Annotated in this window: 22 protein-coding genes; 9 read left to right on the forward strand and 13 right to left on the reverse strand. The window is 69.6% G+C overall.

Annotated features, from left to right (window positions below; all coding sequences use genetic code 11):
- The first annotated feature begins 261 nt into the window (after positions 1-261).
- Together OG202_RS45285 and OG202_RS45290 are read left to right on the forward strand one after the other, a co-directional pair.
- Complete coding sequence (locus tag OG202_RS45285) at positions 262-831, forward strand: snapalysin family zinc-dependent metalloprotease (protein ID WP_326573723.1); 570 nt, start codon at positions 262-264, stop codon at positions 829-831.
- Positions 832-1,055: 224 nt separating this feature from the next.
- Positions 1,056-1,916: an oxygenase MpaB family protein gene (locus OG202_RS45290; protein WP_326573722.1), complete on the forward strand. Its 861-nt coding sequence runs from the start codon at positions 1,056-1,058 to the stop codon at positions 1,914-1,916.
- Positions 1,917-2,414: 498 nt separating this feature from the next.
- Here the strand turns inward: OG202_RS45290 and OG202_RS45295 are convergent, their stop codons facing one another.
- The 3 genes from OG202_RS45295 to OG202_RS45305 form a co-directional block, all read right to left on the reverse strand.
- Positions 2,415-3,143 (reverse strand): dienelactone hydrolase family protein, encoded by a 729-nt coding sequence (locus OG202_RS45295; protein ID WP_328224610.1) that lies wholly within the window; start codon positions 3,141-3,143, stop codon positions 2,415-2,417.
- Between the two features lie 351 nt (positions 3,144-3,494).
- Positions 3,495-3,842, reverse strand: coding sequence for a hypothetical protein (locus tag OG202_RS45300; RefSeq protein WP_327726303.1), 348 nt, complete (start codon positions 3,840-3,842; stop codon positions 3,495-3,497).
- A 37-nt stretch (positions 3,843-3,879) separates the two neighbouring features.
- Complete coding sequence (locus OG202_RS45305) at positions 3,880-4,572, reverse strand: TetR/AcrR family transcriptional regulator (RefSeq protein ID WP_327726302.1); 693 nt, start codon at positions 4,570-4,572, stop codon at positions 3,880-3,882.
- 148 nt (positions 4,573-4,720) lie between these two features.
- Here OG202_RS45305 and OG202_RS45310 point away from each other — a divergent pair, with 148 nt between their 5' ends.
- From OG202_RS45310 to OG202_RS45320, 3 genes are read left to right on the forward strand one after another with little or no spacing between them, the layout of a single operon-like run.
- A complete protein-coding gene (locus OG202_RS45310; protein WP_327726301.1) occupies positions 4,721-5,392 on the forward strand; it encodes an SDR family NAD(P)-dependent oxidoreductase in 672 nt (223 codons plus the stop codon).
- 41 nt (positions 5,393-5,433) lie between these two features.
- Complete coding sequence (locus tag OG202_RS45315; protein WP_328224612.1) at positions 5,434-5,892, forward strand: hypothetical protein; 459 nt, start codon at positions 5,434-5,436, stop codon at positions 5,890-5,892.
- Between the two features lie 14 nt (positions 5,893-5,906).
- A complete protein-coding gene (locus OG202_RS45320; RefSeq protein ID WP_327726299.1) occupies positions 5,907-6,095 on the forward strand; it encodes a hypothetical protein in 189 nt (62 codons plus the stop codon).
- 153 nt (positions 6,096-6,248) lie between these two features.
- Here OG202_RS45320 and OG202_RS45325 read toward each other — a convergent pair whose 3' ends face one another.
- From OG202_RS45325 to OG202_RS45340, 4 genes are all read right to left on the reverse strand, one after another.
- Positions 6,249-7,079: an amidohydrolase family protein gene (locus tag OG202_RS45325; RefSeq protein WP_328224613.1), complete on the reverse strand. Its 831-nt coding sequence runs from the start codon at positions 7,077-7,079 to the stop codon at positions 6,249-6,251.
- Complete coding sequence (locus tag OG202_RS45330; RefSeq protein ID WP_327726297.1) at positions 7,076-8,158, reverse strand: tyrosine-type recombinase/integrase; 1,083 nt, start codon at positions 8,156-8,158, stop codon at positions 7,076-7,078. The genes OG202_RS45325 and OG202_RS45330 overlap by 4 nt, the downstream gene beginning before the upstream one ends.
- A gap of 268 nt (positions 8,159-8,426) precedes the next feature.
- Entirely contained in the window at positions 8,427-8,852 is a 426-nt protein-coding gene (locus tag OG202_RS45335; RefSeq protein ID WP_326573704.1) for a DUF6003 family protein, read from the reverse strand.
- Positions 8,853-9,131: 279 nt separating this feature from the next.
- Positions 9,132-10,355 (reverse strand): phospholipase D-like domain-containing protein, encoded by a 1,224-nt coding sequence (locus OG202_RS45340; RefSeq protein WP_328224614.1) that lies wholly within the window; start codon positions 10,353-10,355, stop codon positions 9,132-9,134.
- Positions 10,356-10,703: 348 nt separating this feature from the next.
- On the opposite strand from OG202_RS45340, the gene OG202_RS45345 reads away from it, so the two are divergent.
- Positions 10,704-12,356, forward strand: coding sequence for an IS1182 family transposase (locus OG202_RS45345; protein WP_327726295.1), 1,653 nt, complete (start codon positions 10,704-10,706; stop codon positions 12,354-12,356).
- A gap of 84 nt (positions 12,357-12,440) precedes the next feature.
- Here OG202_RS45345 and OG202_RS45350 read toward each other — a convergent pair whose 3' ends face one another.
- The gene (locus OG202_RS45350; protein WP_326573700.1) at positions 12,441-12,611 is read right to left on the reverse strand and encodes a hydrophobic protein; all 171 of its coding nucleotides are present in this window, start codon (positions 12,609-12,611) and stop codon (positions 12,441-12,443) included.
- A gap of 558 nt (positions 12,612-13,169) precedes the next feature.
- Here OG202_RS45350 and OG202_RS45355 point away from each other — a divergent pair.
- A complete protein-coding gene (locus OG202_RS45355; protein ID WP_326573698.1) occupies positions 13,170-13,619 on the forward strand; it encodes an ATP-binding protein in 450 nt (149 codons plus the stop codon).
- A gap of 105 nt (positions 13,620-13,724) precedes the next feature.
- Here the strand turns inward: OG202_RS45355 and OG202_RS45360 are convergent, their stop codons facing one another.
- From OG202_RS45360 to OG202_RS45370, 3 genes are all read right to left on the reverse strand, one after another.
- The gene (locus tag OG202_RS45360) at positions 13,725-14,570 is read right to left on the reverse strand and encodes an RNA polymerase sigma factor SigF (RefSeq protein WP_328224615.1); all 846 of its coding nucleotides are present in this window, start codon (positions 14,568-14,570) and stop codon (positions 13,725-13,727) included.
- Positions 14,571-14,819: 249 nt separating this feature from the next.
- A complete protein-coding gene (locus OG202_RS45365) occupies positions 14,820-16,010 on the reverse strand; it encodes a PP2C family protein-serine/threonine phosphatase (RefSeq protein ID WP_327726293.1) in 1,191 nt (396 codons plus the stop codon).
- An 823-nt stretch (positions 16,011-16,833) separates the two neighbouring features.
- Positions 16,834-17,280, reverse strand: a complete 447-nt coding sequence (locus OG202_RS45370) for an ATP-binding protein (RefSeq protein ID WP_326573693.1) — start codon at positions 17,278-17,280, stop codon at positions 16,834-16,836.
- 214 nt (positions 17,281-17,494) lie between these two features.
- Here OG202_RS45370 and OG202_RS45375 point away from each other — a divergent pair, with 214 nt between their 5' ends.
- The gene (locus tag OG202_RS45375; protein ID WP_326573691.1) at positions 17,495-17,860 is read left to right on the forward strand and encodes an STAS domain-containing protein; all 366 of its coding nucleotides are present in this window, start codon (positions 17,495-17,497) and stop codon (positions 17,858-17,860) included.
- A 69-nt stretch (positions 17,861-17,929) separates the two neighbouring features.
- Here the strand turns inward: OG202_RS45375 and OG202_RS45380 are convergent, their stop codons facing one another.
- Positions 17,930-18,343, reverse strand: coding sequence for a hypothetical protein (locus OG202_RS45380; RefSeq protein WP_326573689.1), 414 nt, complete (start codon positions 18,341-18,343; stop codon positions 17,930-17,932).
- A gap of 241 nt (positions 18,344-18,584) precedes the next feature.
- Complete coding sequence (locus OG202_RS45385) at positions 18,585-19,181, reverse strand: TIGR03086 family metal-binding protein (RefSeq protein WP_326573688.1); 597 nt, start codon at positions 19,179-19,181, stop codon at positions 18,585-18,587.
- A gap of 347 nt (positions 19,182-19,528) precedes the next feature.
- On the opposite strand from OG202_RS45385, the gene OG202_RS45390 reads away from it, so the two are divergent.
- Positions 19,529-20,347 (forward strand): hypothetical protein, encoded by an 819-nt coding sequence (locus OG202_RS45390; RefSeq protein ID WP_326573686.1) that lies wholly within the window; start codon positions 19,529-19,531, stop codon positions 20,345-20,347.
- The last annotated feature ends 103 nt before the right edge of the window (positions 20,348-20,450 follow it).

Below are 20,450 nucleotides of genomic sequence, written 5' to 3' on the forward strand. Positions count from 1 at the left end.
GGTTCGCGGCCCCGCCCGGCGCGCGGAGATCGGGCCGTGGCCGACGAACCGAGGCCGCAGGGACCTCGCGGCCTTCCGGCGGTGTCGGTGGCGTACGGCACACGGCGTACGGCGCACGGAACACGGCGCACGGAACACGGCGCACGGAACACGGCGCACGGCCGGGGCCCTCAGATTGACGGATTAGCCTCCGCTCCTCATGGGCAGCGAGCGGATAGTGTCATGAGCACGACTACCCTTCCCCCCACAAGGAGGTCGATCATGCATGTCCGTACGCTGACCGGCGGCCTGGCCGCTGCCCTGATGGTGTCCCTGTCCCTGTCCCTGACGGGCGGCCAGGCCGTGGCCGCCCCGTCCGAAGCGGCTGATGCTCCCCTGGCCGCCCGTGTGTTCACCTACGACGCGGGTGGCTCCGCGGAGTTCAGGAACGCGGTCGACCGGGGCGCGGCGATCTGGAACGAGAGCGTCGACGCCGTCGAGCTGCGGCCGGCCGCCGCAGGGCAACGCGCGAACATTCGGGTCCTCGCGGACAACGGCTGGCCGCGCGCCCTCCCCACAACCCTGGGCAACGGAACCGTCTACATCGGGCGCCAGGCCGTCGACCAGGGCTACGACACGATTCGGATCTCCGCCCACGAACTCGGTCACATCCTGGGCCTGCCCGATCGTAAGCCCGGACCGTGCTCGAGCCTGATGTCCGGTTCCAGCGCGGGCACCGCGTGCACGAACCCGTATCCGAACGCTGCGGAGAAGGCGGAGGTCGAGGGGAACTTCGGTGGCGCGCTCGTCGGGTCGGCCCCGGCGGCGCGTGCCGAGGTGATCGTGGACTGACGCCTGCCGTACCGACGCCTGCCGCACCACATAGGAGGAAGCCCGTACGCCCGGCACGCTGCTCACGCCGGGCAGGTGCGGGCCAGGAGGCCCGACAGCCGAACGCCCGCCCGCGTTTCCGAGGCGGGCGTTCGCGCGTGGGGCCTCCTGGCCAGGGCTGGAGCCATGCCGGCGTTCGGACGGGCATCGCGGACACTGGGTAAGGGGGAGACGGGAGGCCGACCGTGTTGACCGCAGTGCGTGATCAGCTGGGCCAGGCCCTGTTCCGCCGCGTCGCCGGCCCCGACGGGCCGCGGACGCGTGCCCGCATCCACGACACCCCCGGCCCGCGCTGGTTCGGACCGGACCGCCCGATCCGCGTCGTCCACGGTGACGCCTCCATGTTCATCGGCGGGCTGAGCGCACTCCTGCTGCAGTCCCTGCACCCGCTCGCCATGGCGGCGGTGGCCGGGCACTCCGGCTACCGCGGCGACCCGTGGGGCCGACTGCAGCGCACCAGCACCTTCCTGGCCGTGACGACCTACGGCACCGCCGCGGACGCCCAGCGGGCGGTCGACCACGTTCGCGGCATCCACGAACGGATCCGCGGAACGACGGCCGAGGGCGTGCCGTACCACGCGGCCGATCCGCGACTGCTCGGCTGGGTGCACGCCGCCGAGACGGACAGCTTCCTGCGCGCCCACGAACGCTACGGGGCTCGCCCGCTGGACGCCGCCGGCTACGACGCCTACGTCGCCGACACCGCGCGCGTCGCCGAGGCGCTGGGGGTGAGCGAACCGCCACGCGACCGCCGCGAGCTGGCCGAGTGCCTGACCGCATACCGGCACGAACTGCACGCCACGGCCGAGGCCCGGGCAGCCGCCCGCTTCCTGTTGTTCCAGCCTCCCCTGCCCCTTGCGATACGGCCCTTCTACGGTGGGCTGGCCGCGAACGCCGTCGCCCTGCTCCCGCCCTGGGCCCGCGGCATGCTGTGGCTGCCCCGGGTGCCGGTCGTCGAGGATCTCGCCGTACGCCCCACCGGACGGGCCCTGACCCGGACCATCCGCTGGGTCATGACCCCACCTCGCCAGTCACATCCGACGTGATCTCGGCGAGCGCGGGGCAGGACGCCGCTTGAGGCAAGGGACCATGCGCGGCCGTGATCGACCGGGCAGGCCCACATCCGGGGCGGATCGCTTCACGCCCCACCACGATCACCGCGTCGACGTCGACCCGGCCGCCACCGCCCGCCACGTCGGTGCCGTGAGCCTGGCCGATCAGACCACTGCCGTGCGCGGCGGGATGCCGGGACGGCGAACTCTCCGGCGTGGTGGACGGGACCGCGTTTCGCCATCGATCGCTGCGTTGTCATTGCCGTTGTCGTCGTCGGCGGCGACCGCAGCACGGCTTCGCCGCCCAGGAGCGCACCCGGTGGCGCGGGCATGGCGGCGATGGCCAGGCTCCCGCGGGGCACGGTGACACCGCGTGCCCGATCCGCGGTGGGCCGGTCCGCGATCCACGCTGCGGCGGCCCCGGCCGGAGGGCGGGTCGACGCGCCGGGCGGGAACGGTTCCGGCCGACGCGTCGAGCGCTGCGGTCCTGTGTCAGCTCAGATGCCGGGCGAAGAACCGCGACGAGTCGTCGACCTCGAACGACGGCACGTCGCCGTGCCTGCCGGGGTTGGCGTGCAGCGTCTTCTCGTCCGAGGCCAGGGCGTCGAACAAGGCCAGGCTCTGGTCCCGCGGAACCATGTGGTCGTCCCACTGGACGAGGAACCGCACCGGCACGGTGATCCGCGCGGCGTCCTCGGCCAGCCCGTCCACGCCGAGCAGGCCCAGCACTGCCGCGCGGATTCGGGGCTCTGCGGCGATGAGCGGGATGCCGAGTCCGCAGCCCATCGACATGCCGCAGTAGCCGACCGGGCCGACGCCGACCCGGTCGAGACGCTGGACCGCGGTCAGCACCGCTTGCCAGTCCGCGACGGCCTGACCGGCCAGGTGGCTGTGCATGCCGGCGACCAGCGCGCCCGGATTCTCACCGGCGGCCATGCCTGCCCGCATCCGGGCGACGATCCGGCCGAACTCCTCGCCCTTGGGCCGGTCACCGTGGTGGGGCGCGTCGATCGCGACGACCGCGAAACCCTCGGCGGCGTAGCGGCGCGCGCGGGACACGAGGCCCGGGGACGTCTTGTGCTGTCCACCCCCGTGGCCCAGCAGAATCAGGGGACGGGTACCGCGGGCGTCCTGCGGAGCCCACAGCACGCCGGGGATCTCGCCAAGGGTGAAGAACTGTTCGGTGACGGCGTTCGACGACGTCGAGGAGGTGAAGCGCATGAGCGTTTCAAGCCTTTCGGGATGCCTTGTGCGGGCGCTCCCTAGGCCATGCGACGGAGGGAGTCCCGACCTGTGACAGCGTTGATCGGACTCACCTCCTCCATTGCGCGGTGATGCACGGCGGACCCGAAAATATCAGATCATCAAGGGCCTCTGGCTGCCCCCTACCTCTGGCCTGGCCTCCGCCAAGTGAGCGTGGAACTTGGCGACTTCGCTCAGCGGGCGAATTCCGGCGACCCGGGCGACCGGGATGTGACGTGGCCTGCCGCGTGCTCGCTCAGGAGTGTGCCGATTGCTGGTAGTTCCGGCTATCAGAAGTTGCGCAATGCGGTGCTGTGCTACCGCCCGATGTCAGTCGTGACGGGCGAGCTTGACCGCGACGACGAGCAGGATCACGGCCGGCAGCGGAATCAGCACCAGGTTCGGGAACATCCCCAGAAGCAGGCCGCCCAGCACCGCGCCGGCGATGGAGTCTGAGGCCATGATCGTGGTGAAGCGGATGTTGGCGCCGAGGACGGCGAAGCTGCCGTCGCGGCTGTAGCGGGCGAAGGCCACCAGCATGGTCGGCAGGGAGACCAGCACGCGGCCTTCGAGCACGCCGTGTCGCCGGTGCACGCGGAGGTCACCAAGCGCCTCCGCGAACTCTGCGTCGCGGGGACGGAGGCGTACCGGCTCGGCCTGGTCGCCGGGAAGGGGCACCCCCGCGGCGCCTTGGGACGACGACGCGTGCCGACGGTCAGGTGCCGCAGGCCCCGTTTCCGCCGAGGCTGATCATGGCGCGGTACAGCTGCTCCTCTGTGAGCGGCGGTGCCGGTAGCGGGTGGGCGCGGTCGGTTCGGAAGCCGTCGAGCAGAAGGTAGAGGTGGCGGCGCCAGGCGTCCGGGGCGATGGTGTGGGTGGCCTCGGTGACGCGGCTGTGCGACCAGATGACGAAGGCAAGGTCCTCGGGGGTGAGGTCGGGGCGCAGGCTGCCCTGTTCCTGCGCACGCTCGACGATGTGTACACCGAGTTCGCGGATGCGGGTCTGGGCGCCCGCCAGGCAGGCGCTCTCCGGCAACCGTATGGAGGCCAGGTCGTTGAACCCCCGGTCCTGTGACTGGAGTTCGCACATGGTCTCCAGGAAGTGGCACAGCCCCGCCCAGGCGTCATCCATGGTGACGGCCTTCTCGGCAGCCTCCCGCCAGACGGCCAGCTTCCCGGCGAAGGTCGCCTGTACCAGGTCCAGTCGGGTGGGGAAGTGCCGGTACAGCGTGCCGATGGCCAGCCCGGCTCGCTTGGCCACCTGCTCCAGGGGTGCCTCCAGGCCCTGCTCGGCGAAGCAGGAGCGGGCCGCGGTGAGCAGGGCCTCGCGATTGCGCTGCGCGTCGCGCCGCAGGGGGCGGACAGGGGCCGGGTTCCCGGCAGAGGCGGACGGACGGTCGATGGCCATGTCACTCAGCCTACCAACCGGAGGGGTGCCTCATATTCTCTGCTACGATCCAAGAAAATGAGGCTGCCCTCGACTTTCAGTCCTGACCGCTGTCGTGGCGGGAGGTGCCCCTCATCCGTCCAGCCCGTCGACCGGAGGAGCACCATCCATGCCCGTCATCGCCGTCATCGGGGCAGGCCCCGGACTGGGCCTGTCCATCGCCCGCCGCTTCGGAAGGGAGGGTTTCCAGGTCGCCCTGGTCTCCCGGACCCAGGACAAGCTCGACGCGCTCGCCGCACAGCTCGCCGAGGACGGCATCGAGGGCGCGGGCTTCGCCGCGGACGTGACGCGTCCCGACTCGCTGCAGTCGGCGCTCGCCGCGGTCGCCGACCGGTTCGGGGCCGTCGACGTACTGGAGTACTCACCCGCCGACCCCACTTTCGCCGGCGCCGCCGCCGTCGACGCCACGGCCCAGGACCTCCACAAGCAGCTCGACTACTACCTGTACGGAGCGGTCGCCGCGGTCCGTCAGGTCCTGCCCGCCATGCTCGAACGCGGCAGTGGCACCCTGCTGTTCTCCACGGGCGCCTCCTCGGTCCGGCCGAGCGGCGGCCCGTTCGGCAGCATCGGCGTCGCGGCGGCGGCCCTGCGCAACTACGCCATGGCCCTGGGCATCGACCTCGCCGAGCGCGGGGTGCACGCCGCGCACGTGGCGATCGGGGTGTTCATCGGCAGCGGTCCCGGCACCGAGCCCGAGACCATCGCCGAGCACTACTGGAACGCGTACACCAAGCGCGACCAGGCCGAGATCGTCCACACCGTCCCCGGCGGCATCAGGTGAGCACCTCCGGCACACCCGCGGCGAACACGACCAGGCCACCCATGGTGAAGATCTTCCGAGCCGCCAACAAGGTCGTACGTCCGCTGCTCGCCTCCCGCTTCCACAAGCCGCTGAGCGGACGCCTGATGCTGCTCACGTACAAGGGGCACAGAACGGGTCGCCAATTCACGGTCCCCATCGGCTACTTCGACTGGGATCCCGGCACGGTGCTCGCCATGTCCTCCCAGCTCGGCTGGATCCCCAGCATGCGCGAAGGGTCCGCCGTCCGGCTGCGCATCCGGGGCCAGGACCACGCCGCCGTCCCGACGGTCGTCGAGGGCCCTGAGGAAGTCGCCGCCCTGCTGGGTGAGTTCGGCCGGCGCAAAGGCCCGAAGGCCGCCAAGGGGCTGATGCTCGGCCTCCCGGGCGACCGGCAGCCCACCGACGACGAACTGCGCACGGCCGCCGCGAAGACCCGCTTGGTCTGCTTCCGGATGGAGCCCGAGCGGCCGGGCCGGTAGCACTCGACCAGCTGATGCGGTCGACGGAGACCCTTCCCGCCCGCAAGCACTCCAACTATGAGCGCCAGGAGCGGATCATCACCGAGGCCCTGGCCGACCGCTGGCCGTACCCTGCACGGCAGCAGGCACTCCGGCTGGTCACCATGGTCGGACTCGGCACACTGCCCCTGGCCATCCGGCTCGATGCGCTGTCACGGGGCTGAGGCGGAACTGCTCGAGGTGCGACGCTTCGGTGGAACACGGGTCGGACGTGGCGGCGGCCAGCACGCCAGGTCCGACCCGTGCCTGGCGGTCACCGGGCGGATGGCCCGCCAGGCCGTCGCTGGACCGCCGCGCCGACCGCGACGCGGGACCAGTCACTGGATTCGGTCGAGCCCGAGCAGCTTGTCGGCGTTGCCGTGGGCGATCTTGTCCTTGTCTTCGTCGGACAGGTCCGAATCGGCCAGGAACGGCACGGCACCCTCGTTGCCGATCATCGGGAAGTCCACGGCGTGGATGATCCGATCCACGCCCACGGTGTCGACGCAGTAGCGCAGCTGAGCAGGCAGTTCGGAGGCCAGCTCGACCAGCGCGGTGCTACGTGCCATCCGGGGCCGGATGCCGAGAGCGTGCAGTCTGCACATCACCTGGCTGCGGCTGAGGGGCCGGCCTGGGTATCGGCCGGGGAACAACCAGCGCTCGGCCGCGGTGGAGCCCGCCACCGCATCGGCGTGAAGGGCGAGCAGGAGTTCGTCCAGAGGTGGAGGCATCTGGGCCGGGATGCTGCCGAGCCGCAGCGCCACCGCATCGGCGGTGAGGTGTACGTCGTCGGTAGTCAGTTCTGCGATGCGGTGGGGCTGCTGTGCGAAGAGCAGAGCGAGGAGGCCGGCGGTCTTGTCCACGATCGGAATCTCCTCGTCGTGGATGAGGCGGCTGACCAGGCTCCAGCGGGCGTCTTGGGCGATGAGTTGGCCGGTGAAAGCGGGGGTACCGAGGGGCACGGCCAGCTGCCGGGTGTGCCCCTTACGGCTGGTCCGGACGAGGAAGCCCTGCACGCGCGGGCCGCGGGCGGGGTTCTCGTCCAGCCAGGCGTCGATGAGGTCCTGGGAGCACGCGCTGAGCGGGATGTTCTGGCTGCTGAGCCAGTTGAGCAGTTGGATCACCTGCGTGACGTAGGCGCGGGCACCGTGGACCTGCCCGTGGGTCAAGCGGTGGCGGCGCGAGACGGTACGTTGTGCAGGGCCTTGTCCAAGACCTTGCGCATCATCGTGTTCATGAAGTCGCTGCTCACGCCGGTGTAGAGCGCGGTTGTCGAGGCGAAGCGGTGCCCCACCTGCCGCTGGACGAACGCCGGGTCCGCGCCGTCCTCGATCTGGTGGGTGACGTGGCTGTGCCGCAGGCAGTGCGGCACAAGGCCGGAATCCAGGCCGAGAGCATCGCGGTACTCGGCGAAGCGGTCCTCGATCTCCCGGGCCTGAAGCCGCCCGCCGCGCTCGGTCGGCCACAGGGCCGCTCCGGCCGAAGTCCGGTAACGCGGACGGATGTTGGCGACGTAGTCGTCAACCGCATCCACGGCCCAGGGCATGACGCTGAGGATCGTCCGTCGCTTCGGCGGCGAACCCTTCGACCTCTTGCCGTACCGGACGTGGAGGGATCCGAACCGGCCCAGTTCCGGGGCCTTGGGATTGCGGTACCAGTCGGCGAGGTCGAGCTTCGACGTCTCCGTGCACCGCAGCCCCCACCCGTAGATGACCTTGTAGACCGTGGCGTCCCGGTAGGCGGCAAGCGCACCCTTTCGGCCGAGTCTGATGGCGCGGTCGACCTGAGCGTCGGCGTAGTCGAGGAAGAGCTGGATTTCCTCCCGCGTCATCGGCCGCCGGCTCGCCTCCCCCTCGTAGTCAACGAGATGGGCAGCGGTGTTCCACTCGTGGCAGATCTGCACCGGGTGCGTGCCGAACCGCAGTTCGCACTCCTGCGGCCACTGGTAGTGCGGCGAGGTGATGTAGTCGCAGAACAGGCGCACGGCCGTCTGATAGCCGCGGATCGTCGACTCCGCACGGTGGAGCTCCGCCATCAGGTACGTCGTCCACTCGTCCATGGCGGCGGCCGACCAGTTCCACGGATACGCCTCGGCGAAGTCGTTGAACTGCCGCACCACGCGCAGCCGGTCGTTGATCGTCTTTTGCTGCAGGCGCCGACCTCCACGCTGCTGACGCGTCCAGCCCTCCAACATCGCCTCGAACACGGCGTCTTCGGGATGCAGCAGCGTCACGCTGTCCAGCAGCACCAGCCGGGCGGAGCCCTCACTCAGGTCGGTCGCTCACGCACCCCTCTCCCGCTAGGTGCGCGAATCACGCATCAGATGAACGGGTCACAGCAAGAGGGCAGGTCAGAAGCCCGCTACAAGCTCATACAGGAGGTACCTTGATGCCGCAGACCCCCAGCTCGGACGACTCCGAATCGCGCATCAGACGCAATTCCCCGGGGGTGCCGCCTTCCACCGCGCGGGCGCAGCCGCTCGCCTTCCACTTCCACCGCGCGTGCGCAGCCGCGCGTCAGCCGCTCGCCGCGGCAGCCACCGTCGCGGGATCCACCCCGGTCAGTTCGACGACGCGGTGCGGTGGCACGCCGGCGGCCAGTGCGCGTCCGATCAGGCCGTCCCGGCCGTCCGCGCAGTCGCGGTAGGCGAGCAGTTCCTCCTCCACCTGGGCGAGCGACTCCGGTGCCATCCGGTGGCGGACCCGGCTCAGTTCCTCGTCGCTCAGCGGGACGGGCAGCCGTTCCGCCGTCTCGGGGATGGCCGCCGTCTCCTCCGGCGGCAGGAGACGCAGGTAGGGGGAGGTCGGCGTGCTTCCTTGCGCGCTCAGCCACGCGAGTACCGCGGGAGTCTCCATGCACGCGAGATCCTCGACTGCCGCGGGGGCCACGCCGAGGGGCGCGGATACGTCGTCAAGGAGGAACAGGTACGCGTCGTCGGTCATCCTCGGCCCTTTCTCAACGGTGTCTGATCGACGTCCCAATACCCCGTCGCGGCCGAATTACCGCCGACTCACCGGCGCCGAGTCGCCGTCGCGGGCACGGCGTCGGTTCGCCCCCTGCACGGGACGGATCCGCAGCGCCGGATCCATGACGCGGGCCCCGCCACGGACCGCTCCCGCGACGCTTTCCCGGGTCGTCGGTCGGGTTCGGCGCCTTCGGCGCCTTCGTCTGTGGGCGCCCGCACGTGCGCGCCCATGGGTCGGTCGTGCGTGGGCGGCGGGTCACAGGAACCGGCGGATGGGCTGCACGGCGGCTTCCCGAGCCCTTTGTATGACGGAACGTCTCTTCCAGCGGTCGGCCCGGATGAGTTCGCTCACCGCGATGTCCGCGTCGAAGTGCTCGTCGAGGGTGGCGGTGAACTCCTCGTCGAGCACGGCGAGCATGACCTCCTCGTCATGGTCGAGAGAGCGGCGGTTGAAGTTGGTCGAGCCGATCAGCGCGGCGACCTGGTCGACGGTGATGACCTTGGCGTGCATCATCGTCGGCTGGTACTGGTAGATCTTCACTCCGCAGGCGGTGAGGCTCTCGTAGTGGTGCTGGCCGGCCATCTGGCAGACGCGTTTGTCCGTGTGCGGACCCGGCAGCAGGATCTCCACCGCGACCCCGCGCCGGGCGGTGGCACACAGCAGCTCGACGAAGTACGCGTCCGGCGAGAAGTAGGCGGTGGCCAGGCGGAAGCGCTCCTCGGCGGACTCCAGCATGACGCGGATCAGCGTCTGCATGTCCTGCCACCCGATGCTGGCCGAGCCGCGCACCACCTGCACGATCGCGTTGCCCTGCGGGCGGTGCTCGACGAACCGGTCCCGTTCGTCGAAGAGTTCGTCGTGGCATTCGGCCCAGTTCTGGGCGAACGCGGCGGCCACACCGTCCACCGCGGGCCCGCGCACCTCGACGTGCGTGTCGCGCCACTCGTTCTCGTTGCGCGCGTCGCCGCACCATTCCTGGGCGATGCCCACCCCTCCGGTGAACGCGGTCTCCTCATCGACGACGAGGACCTTTCGGTGACAGCGGTGGTTCTGTTTCAGCGGTGAGAGGTACAGCGGCTTGCGGAACCAGGCCACCTGCACTCCGGCCTGCTCCATCGTCTCCAGTTGCTCGGCCTCGATCAGCCGGCTGCCGAACCCGTCCAGCAGCAGCCGCACCCGCACACCGGCGCGGGCCCGTTCCGCGAGGGCGTGGGCGAACTCGCGGGCGATCTCTCCCCTCCAGTACACGAACGTCATCATGTCCACCGTGTGGTCGGCACGGCGGATCGCGTCCAGCATCGCGGCGAAGATCTCGTCTCCGTTGCGCAACGGGGTGAGCGCGTTGCCCTCGGTCGCGGCGACCCCTATCAGGCGCTCCAGACGCCGACGTATCCGCGCCACGCGGTACTCGACGGACGGTGCGCCCGGCACTTCGGGGACTCGCGGAGTCAGCTCGGGCGGTTCCTGCGTACTGGTCATGGCATCCCCTGGCCGGAACGCGAGGTGGAAGCGTGTCGGGCCGCGGTGCCCGGTCCGGCGCGGGCTGAACGGCCAGCAGACTGTACTCGGTGTCCACGGCGACGGCGGCGGGTGAGGCCGTGCGGTCCGCGCCCCCGGAAACCGTCACGCGAGGGCATCCCGGAGGTGCGACCCGCCCACTCAAGACCGCACGGTTCCGCCCCGCGCGGTTCCGTCGCGTATGGGACCGGCTCGTAGGGCCCGGCCGTCATGAGACGCTGTTGGTTAATTCGGGCCCCTGCGTGACGTCGGCCTTCAAGACCCGGTTGTGGTCTTGAAGGCCGACGTTGTCGTATGGGGTGGGTGCGGATGTCGATGCAGCCGAAGGGGCCGGGGGAGATTCCGGCGGAGACGGGGCGGGTCGCACGGGCCGCGTTCCCGAAGGGGAGTCTGGCGATCCGGGTCCGGGACGAGCTGGGGCCGTTGTTCACCGACGAGCAGTTCGCGGATCTGTTCCCGGTGCGAGGAAGGTCGGCCTGGTCGCCGGGGCGGCTGGCGCTGGTGGTGGTCTTGCAGTTCGTCGAGGGCCTGACCGACCGGCAGGCCGCGGAGGCGGTGCGGGCCCGGATCGACTGGAAGTTCGCACTGGGGCTGGAGCTGACCGATCCGGGCTTCGACTTCTCGGTGCTGTCGGAGTTCAGAGACCGCCTGGTAGGCGCGGACGGCGGGCGGTCGATGCTGGACGGCATCCTGGCCGCCGCCCAGAAGAAGGGGCTGCTCAGCCGAGGTGGCAAGGCGCGGACGGACTCCACGCATGTGCTGTCGGCGGCACGGGATCTGAACTGGCTGGAGCTGGTCGGCGAGAGTCTGCGGGCGGCACTGAACGCGGTGGCCCGCGCCGAACCGGACTGGCTCGGCGTGCACGCACTGCCGGACTGGTTCACGCACTACGCGACCCGCATTGAGGACTCCCGTTTCCCCAAGGCCCAGGCCAAGCGGGTCGAAGTGGGGCGCCGGATCGGCGCGGACGGCATGCGCCTGCTGGAAATGATCTGGACGGACGGTGCGCCCTTGGAGCTTCGGGCACTGCCGGAGGCGGAGTTCCTGCGGCAGCTGTGGGTCCAGCACTTCCACCTGGCGGAGGGCGAGGTGGAGCGGCGGGACCCAAAAGACCGGGCGCCGGGTGCGAAACGCCTGGTCACCCCCTATGACCCCGAGGCCAGGGGCAGCGTCAAGCGCGACACCTTCTGGGACGGCTTCAAGGTCCATCTGACTGAGACGTGCGAGCCGGAGACCGTGCATCTGATCACGAACGTGACCACCACCGCCGCCACCGTCCCCGACGACCGGATGGCCGCCGTGGTCCATGCCGGCCTCGCGAGACGCGACCTGCTGCCCGACGAACACTGGGTCGACACCGGCTATGCCAACGGCGGCGCGCTGGTCGCCGCCCGCCGTGATCACCGGGTCGCACTGCACGGGCCGCTGAAGTCCGTGACCGTTCCGCACGCCCGTGGCGAGGCCGCCTTCGGGCAGGACGCGTTCACCATCGACTGGGACAACCAGCACGTGACCTGCCCGAACGGCATCACCAGCACGCAGTGGCACCAGCGCCGCTCGGAAGACGGACTGCCGACCATCCGGGTCCGGTTCTCCCCGGCCGACTGCCGCACCTGTCCCCAGCTACGGCAGTGCGTCAACTCCCCCAAGGCCCAGCGCCGCGAGATCAACCTCAAGCCCCGCGACGAGTACGAGGCACTCCAACAGGCGCGAAAACTCCAGGGAACCGACGAGTGGAAGGACCGCTATAAGATCCGCGCCGGGGTCGAGGGGACCATCTCTCAAGCAGTGCAAGCCTGCGGCCTGCGCCGATCCCGCTACCGCGGCCTGCCAAAGACAAGCCTCCAGCACCAACTCACCGGCGCCGCGGTCAACCTCATCCGCATCGACGCCTGGCTCACCGGCAAACCCCACGCTCGCACTCGCACCAGCCCGGTGGCAGCACTTCGCCCCGCCGCATAACGACGGGGCGAAGCAACCAGGCCCGAATTAACCAACAGCGTCTCATGACGGCCGGGCCCTACGAGGGGTGTGGTGCGGGTCAGGTCACCATCGATACCAGCGGCCGCGGCCACCACCGGTGGTGGTGGAGCGCATCACGAAGCCCAACAGCCACAGCACCAGCACGGCGATGGCCAGCCACCACAGAACCTTGACGGCGAAACCCGCACCGAAAAGGATGACCGCGAGAAGCAGAACAAGAAGCAGGGGAACCATAGTTATCGACCTCCTGCGGCTCCGTGTGCCCTACTAATGCATCTCCATTCCTTGACAGTGCCTTGTTTATGAAGGGGCAGTCAGGGCACTAGCGGCGTCACCGCGACAGCGGCAGGCAAAGGCTATGAGGAGGCCAAGGCCAAGACCGAGCAGGCCGAGGGAAAGGCCAAGGACGCCTTCAAACACTGAGGCGCTGCACCAACACTGAGGCGTTGTCCTCATCGAGTGCCCTTCCGGAAAAGCTCCGGGAAGGCACTCGCTGTGCTGCGGCGAACACCACCCAGGGTGGTGAGTTCGGTGGCGTCACAAATTGCCCCGATCAGCTCCGGAGCCAGGCCTGCGCCACCAGCCGATCGCCGTCCGCACCGGCCTTCTCCGCGCACCTTCGAGAGCACCATCCGTCGAGCGTGCCGACAGCGTCCTTCTCAGCCGGCCCGCCCCCGCTGGTCGACCGAGCCGATTCGGGCCCCATGAAGAAGACGCCAGCGGGTAGGCGAAATTACGCCATGGCGACACCTTTGTGATGAACGATATGGAACGACCCACGGGAAGAGTTCTATGGTCACCCCGCTCAAGAACCGTGCATCGGATGAACAGGAACCCGCGGCACCCCTGCGCTACACCGCCGCCTGGGACACGGCCGACGCGTCGATCGCCGAAGCACGGGCGGCCGTACGCACGCTGCTGGTCCAGGCAGGTCACCACCCCGACCATCGGCCGAGCCAGGACGCCCAGCTCGTCGTCAGCGAGCTGGTCACCAACGCGCTGCGCCATGCACCCGGCCCGGGCGGTCTGGCGCTGGAAGTGACACCCGACGCCGCTCTGCTGCGTATCGCCGTGAGTGACAGCTCCCCTCGCCCGCCCGAAGTGCGCGCACACGACGCCCGCCGCGTCGGCGGACACGGTCTGTACCTGGTCAGTCGGCTGTGCGACCAGCTGCAGACCGTCGCCCTGGAAACCGGCAAGCAGATCGTCGCCTACCTCCACCTGCGCAAACCCGCCAACTAGCCGGCGTTCGCGACCGTCTCCACGGCAACGCGGGCCCGACGACTCGGGGAGCCGCCGGGCCACCGCGGGACGTCTGTGCCCGCCACGCTCGGGACGCCCGCTCGCTCAGAGCTGGGTGAGCATGCCTTCCCTCAGCCGGGCGAGGGTGCGCGACAGCAGCCGGGAGACATGCATCTGCGAGACACCCAGACGCTCGCCGATCTGGGCCTGGGTGAGTTCCTCCACGAACCGCATGTGGATGATCTGCCGGTCCCGTTCGTCGAGTTCGGCGATCAGCGGGGCCAGCGCGTGGAAGTCCTCCACCAGCTCCAGACCCTGGTCCTCGGCACCGATGAAGTCCTGCAACGCCGCCTCGCCGTCCTCGCTGCCCCCGATGGTGGCGTCCAGGGAGGAGGAGTTGTAGCCGTTGGCAGCAAGGCGTGCCTCGCACACCTCTTCCTCGGGCAGGCTCATCAGCTCCGACAGTTCCTGGACCGTCGGGGTGCGGCCCAGGCGGCTGCGCAGCTCGTCCGTGGCGCGGGCGAGCTGGACTCGGGCTTCCTGCAACCGACGGGGCACGTGCACGGCCCAGGTGGTGTCACGGAAGAACCGCTTGATCTCGCCCACGATGTAAGGGATGGCGAAGGAGGTGAACTCCACCTCCCTGGAGAGGTCGAACCGGTCGATCGCCTTGATCAGTCCGATCATGCCGACCTGGACGATGTCCTCCATCTCCTCCGGCCCGCGGCTGCGGAACCGGCCGGCCGCGAAGCGGACGAGGGACAGGTTCATCTCGATCAGCGTGTTCCGGGCGTAGCTGTACTCGGGCGTTCCCTCCTCCAGCACCGCCAACTGGTCGAAGAACACCTTGGACAGCTCGCGCGCGTCCTTCGGCGCGACCTGAGAGGGATCGGCGACCTCCGGCAACTCGCCCGCCTGTGTGTCCGTAGCCGTCATGCTCATGAGCGCCATGACATACCCCTCCCACCGTCGAAACCAACTGTGCTGCCGACCGATTTTGCAGCCGACGCCGACGCGCGAATACCCCGGCATCTCGCATCCATGCCTGCGGAACGGCATTTCGGCACCAGGTCGGCCCGGTATCGACGGGTTCCTCCGCTCTCCAGCCGATCGCTGACGGCGCCCGCGTCCTCAAGGACGATGGCGCCGTCAGGACGATGGCGGTCGCATCGGTGTCGTACGGCGGGCCGCTGTGGCTCATCATCGCGGTCCCGGTCTGGTGTCGGTCGACCCCTCACGGTTGGCGTGCCAGTCCAGTATCAGGACAGTGGCGTCGTCCTTGAGGTTGCCGTGGCAGGCGTCGAGCACGGCGGCGGTCAGGCTGCGGACGGCTTCTCTCGGATGCAGCGCGCGGGTCTCGTGAACGATGGAGGCCAGGTCGGCGGCCGCGGCGCCGCGGTCCTGCATTCCGTCGGTGAGCAGGATCAGACGGTCTCCGGGGCGCAGTTGCAGTTCCTGTACGCGGTAGGGGACGGGTGCCGCCACACCGAAGGGCAGGTTGACGGCGAGCTCGACCTCTTCGACGGTGCTGTCGCGCAGCCGCAGCGGCCAGGGATGGCCGGCGTTGACCAGTTCGCACAGGCCTGTTCCCAGGTCGACGCACAGCAGCTGGCCGGTGGCCAGGCCGCGGCTGTGGCGCAGCAGGGCCTGGTGGGCGTGGTTGGCTTGCATGAGGGCGTCACAACCGGTGCGGCGTGCCCGCCTCAGTGCGCCGACCAGCAACGTGGCCAGCAGAGCGGAGTGCGTGTCGTGGCCCATGGCGTCGGTGATGGACAGGTGCAGGGTGTCGCGGTCGAGGGTGTAGTCGTAGGTGTCGCCACCGATGTCGTCGGCCGGGATCAGCCCGGCGGCGAGGGTGAACTCGGCCGCCTCGCAGCAGGGGGCCGAGGGAAGCAACTGGTGCTGGATCTCCGCGGCCAGGCTCGTCTCGGTGGTGCGCCGGCCCAAATGGTAGAGATCCGTGAAGCGGCGGTCCGTGACGATGATGTAGGCCAGCGCGTGAGCCGCGTCGCGGACCTGCCGGAGCACGGTGTCGTCGGCGGACTGCAGGGTCACCTCCAGGACACCGATACAGTCGCCGCGATTGCTGACCGGCGTGATCACACGCCGTCCGCCCTGGCCGTCCGGTTCCACATGCTGGCGCTGGCTCCGCAGAACGCTGTCGTAGACACTGCCCTGCAGTTCGATCGACTCGGCATGGTCCGGGACCTCACCGCCTGCCGCGGCGAGCCGTACCAGCCGCTGACCGATGAGGTCCACGAACAGGAACGACACACGCTCCGCACCGAACCGCTTGTGCAGATCGTGAGCTACCACATCGACGGATTCACCGGGCGGCGCCGCCTCCGCAGCGGCAAGCAACTCACCCAGTTCCAGATCTCCACCCTCCACGGCAACCTCCCATCGGCTGCCGAAACTTCTTCCCCGACTCTCCGCAACATCACCCCGACTTCCCATCTTGGCTGGTCGGGTCGGGTCGGGACAGGCCGGAGTCGGGCCGGGGCGGGTCGGCGCAGCGGGCCCGGCCGGTGCGTGGGCCGACGCACGGCGAGCGGTCCGGGAACGGACCGATGCCGCCGCGATGTTCGGCGAACGAGGACCACCACCAGATCGTGGTCGAGCCGCTCGGCGTCTCAGCCGGCGTCCCCATCGGCGGAACAGGCCCCGGGCAGGCACAGGGGGCCTCTTCGTGAGCGATGTAGTACCAGCGGCAGCCGTGATCCGGTGGCCCGTCCGCGGGCGGAGGGCCGGACCGAGCCGGACCGAGCCGGACCGAGCCGGACCGAGCCGGACCGAGCCGGACCGAGCCGGACCGAGCCGGACCGAGCCGGACTGAGCCGGACTGAGCCGGACTGAGCCGGGAGACCGTCTTGGTGGCCGCCGCACCCGTAGTGACCAGCGTCCGGTCCAGCGCGGCCAACTCGTCGGCCTCTTGAGCGTAGGGATGCGACAGCGCGGGCACGGTGCGGTCCGAGACGCGGGGCGTCGGCGGCGACGCGGCGGACGAACAGGCCGACCGCGCTCGCGACGCACACGGCGTACTCGCGCCGGGAAGGTGAGACAGGTCGCCTCGCGGGTCCTTGCCGCGCTTGCCGATGAGGGCGAGGCCGTTCGCCGTGCGTCCAGCGCAGGCTGTCAGCGGGGAAGCGGTGTGCGCCCAGCGCAGGCCGTCAAGGAAAACGGTGGGGGAGTGGGACGGCTACGGCTACGGCTGCTACTGGGGGCGCCTACCGGTGACGTCCCCGCCGGGATCGTCGGGCAGAGCGATGCGGGCGGTGACGCGCTTTCCGACCGGCTCCCGCTGGACCTCGAAGCCATGCGCGACAGCCATGACGATCTCCAGACCGTGCTGTCCGACTCTGCCCGCGTCAGCGGCCCGGGCCACCGGCAGGACAGGATCGCTGTCCCACACGACCACTTCCACCACGGCGCCGACGATGCGCAGCTCCATCAGCACCGGTCCGGGAGCGTACTTGCGAGCGTTGGTGACGAGCTCGCTGACCACGAGCTGGGTCAGATCCATCGCGCGGGCGGACACCGGCAGGCCGTGCTCAGCCTGGACGCGGGTCAGGAAGTCGGCCGCGCGGTGGCGTGCCTGAGCGATGCAGGATCCGTCGCCGTCCAGGGCCACGGTGTCCTGTATCGGACGGGCACCAGGCATCACGCTGTCCTCACCATCGGGGACTGATTCCGCCGGGTCCACTTTATTTCCCCCATTCACACGCCTGCGCGTACCCCGTACCGTGCCTCACATGCTCCTCGAGCTCGGCTGAAGCGCCAAACGATTGTCCGCCGTAGCATCGGGGCAGGCTGCCGACGCACAGCGTGTCGGGAACCCGAGCACCGATCAGCGAGCACAGTCGAGGAAACAACCGGTGACAGACACCCAAGGAGCAGCCCGGTCCGGCCGGCTGTCGGCCGACCACACCGCCATCGGTGACATCCGGGTGGTCATCCTGCGCGGCGAGATCGACCACGTCGTCAAGGACATGCTCAGCGAGGCACTGCTGTCCTGTGACAGCGCGGGGCCGCCGCGGACCGTCGTGAATCTGAGCGACGTGACCTTCATGGACTCCAGCGGCATCAACGTCCTCGTCGCCGCCCACCAGAAGGTGAGTGCGGCTCAGGGGTGGCTGCGTATCGCCGGAGCCCAGGAATCCGTGTTGCGGGTCCTTCAGCTCGTCGGCCTGGATGAGGTCATTGCCTGCCATCCCACTGTCGAGCAGGCCGTGACCGCCTGACCGCCTGACCGCGTCGCTGCACGGCCGTGTCCAGCAGCCTCCCAACCACTCACGGCCGCACAGCCATGCCTACGCCTGGATCCACCGCTTGAGGGCGTCGACGGTGTTGTCCGGTGCCGTGTTGAAGCACAGCCGGATCCCGGGCGCCGCGTCGCTGAGGACATTGACCAGCCGCTCGAACAGCAGGGTGTTCTCCGGCAGCATGCGTACACCACCGCCGATCATCGCCAAGCCGAACGTATGCTCCTGAAGAAGCTTCCGGACAGCCGCTTCGGCACGGTCCTCGGAGGTGTCGATGAGACACGGGACAACATCGAACCCCGCCTCACGCAGCGCCGCGTTCCCGATCTTGATCCGGGCGGTGAGCGCCGCCTCGTCGAAACCGTCGGGCATCCGACTGTAGTCGAGCGCACTCGGATGGAGCCCGATGGACAGTACTTTCGTGTCCCTCGGTAGAGGTGCTGACGTCATCGGCTTGCCCATGGGCGGTGCCCTCTCTGCTCGCGGCGCGGTGATCTTTCCGGTGTACCACGGAAGCGGGGCGGAGGGCCCGCTCAGCGGGAGTGGTACCCCGACTGACGTTCTCCGCCCAACTCCAGCGCCGTCGTAGCGGATCGACCGAACGTAGAGGTGCCACGTGAGTAGTTCCAGCGATGCGCGTGAGTAGCTCCAGCGATGCGCCGACACACCTGGGACGGCACCCCGCCCGCACCTTCGCATGCGGTCAGGCTCGGCGTCTCCACGACGGGTCGCGGCCGGCCAGTCCCAGAGCGCGGTCAAACAGCGGCGCGGTCGCAGGAACGCCGACCTCGGGTCCGAACACCCCGAACTGCCTGGCCATGTCGGCCTTGCCGGCGATGTCCTCGTACAGCGCCGCCGCGAGTTCCTCGTCCACGTTCAGCTTCTGCCCGGTCGCCGCCGCCAGGTCCCAGCCGTGCAGCAGCCACTCGCCCAGCACGATCCCGCCGATGAAGCGGGCCGGCATGCGTCCGCTGCCGGTCAAGGCCGTCTCGCCGGCCCACGCCCGCGGATCGCTCCAGACGGCGGCGGTCGCCGCCGACCGGGCGGCATACGTCTCGGCCCAATCCGGTTCCGCGGTGAAGTCATGCCCCTCCGCCACCTCGTCCGCCAGGGCCTGTGGAGGCTGCTTCAGTCCCGCGGCGTGCCCCCGCACGCTGGTCCAGAAGATCAGGTGATTGAGCAGTGCCCCGATTCTCAGCTCCGGGCACGGTGTGCTTCCGCCGAACTCGCCCGGCCCGATCCCTCGCACGATGGCCACCGCGGCTTCCGAGGCCCGGGCCATCACACATCTCGTCTCCATGCCATCCCTTTCCCGCTCGCCGCCGGACATCGTGGACAGGGCGACGAAGACGGGTATTGAACAAACGCGACAACGGGCCCTCCTACGTTTTCCGAGTCCGGGGTGACACGGGCCGAGTGATGGCCGAACGCGCGTACGTCAACCGCTCCTCGTACGACGAGGACGTCTGGCGCAGGTCGGTGCCTGCGTCCGGCAACTGCTGGACGAGGGGTTGCGCTTCACCGCACCGGTGACCTTTCCGGTTCTCCTCGTGCCTCGAACTCATGGCTACAGGTGCACGGCTGGTCGTACCGGCATGGCTGGGAGACCGCCGCGAGATTGACATGAATTCGGCTACGGTCGAGCTCATGGATCGCCTGTCCGAGATCACCTTTCTTCTGCCGGAGACGCCGGAATCACACGGTTTCCTCGGCGAGTTGCGCTCGCTGCTCGCCGAGGTGGCGTACGCCGACTTCGCCGCGTCCGCGTCCGCGGGCACGGCCGGCCGGGCTGGCGACCGCCTGACCCTCACGCCGCCGCAGCCCGCCGACGCCCGTCCGGTGACTGCGTTTCAGCTGGCCGACGTGCTCGCGCCCGAAGTCGTCCTCGACACAGGCCACTCGATCACCCTGTGCGGCGGTGAGACCCCCGATGCGCTTCCCTCGCAGGCCACGGTCGAGATGGCTGACCTGACCCGCCGTCTCGCCGGGCACGTCAAGCGGGTCGATCACACAGGTGTGAACCTGCCCGCCTGCGCCACCTCACCCGAGCAATGGCAAGGCCTGGTCGGCGCACTCGCCTCGGCCTCCACCATGTACCGCTATCCCACCGGCGAGGAGTGGCCGTTCGTCCTTCCCTCGACATCAGATGAGCTCCTCGGCGGCATCCGTGACTTCGTCGTCGGCCGTGAGCCCCGGTTCGAGCTCGTCTACGACCATGGGCTGACGCAGACGGAGTGGCAGTTCGCGCTCTGGACGGACCTGACCCGGACAGAGCTGGAGCTGTTGTTTCCCGAGCCCGAAGGGCTCACATTCCCCGGCCTGGAGGAGATCTTCCGCGTCGTCCCGATCCTTCACCCCTGGCCCGGACTACGCGTCCGATTCGACCTGTGCTATCGCATCGATGACAGGCCATCCGACTGGGAGACCGGCGAATGGCTGGTCACAGAAGGCGGCCGCATTCACTGACACCGGCCCGGTGGCCACCGGCGAACGCGTCGGCGGCACGGTCCGGGCAGGGCGGTTTCGGGGTTCTCCGCTCATCGTCGCCGGGGCCGCTCTTACGGTCCTG

This window comes from Streptomyces sp. NBC_00310 (assembly GCF_036208085.1).
In the GTDB taxonomy this organism is placed as follows: domain Bacteria; phylum Actinomycetota; class Actinomycetes; order Streptomycetales; family Streptomycetaceae; genus Streptomyces.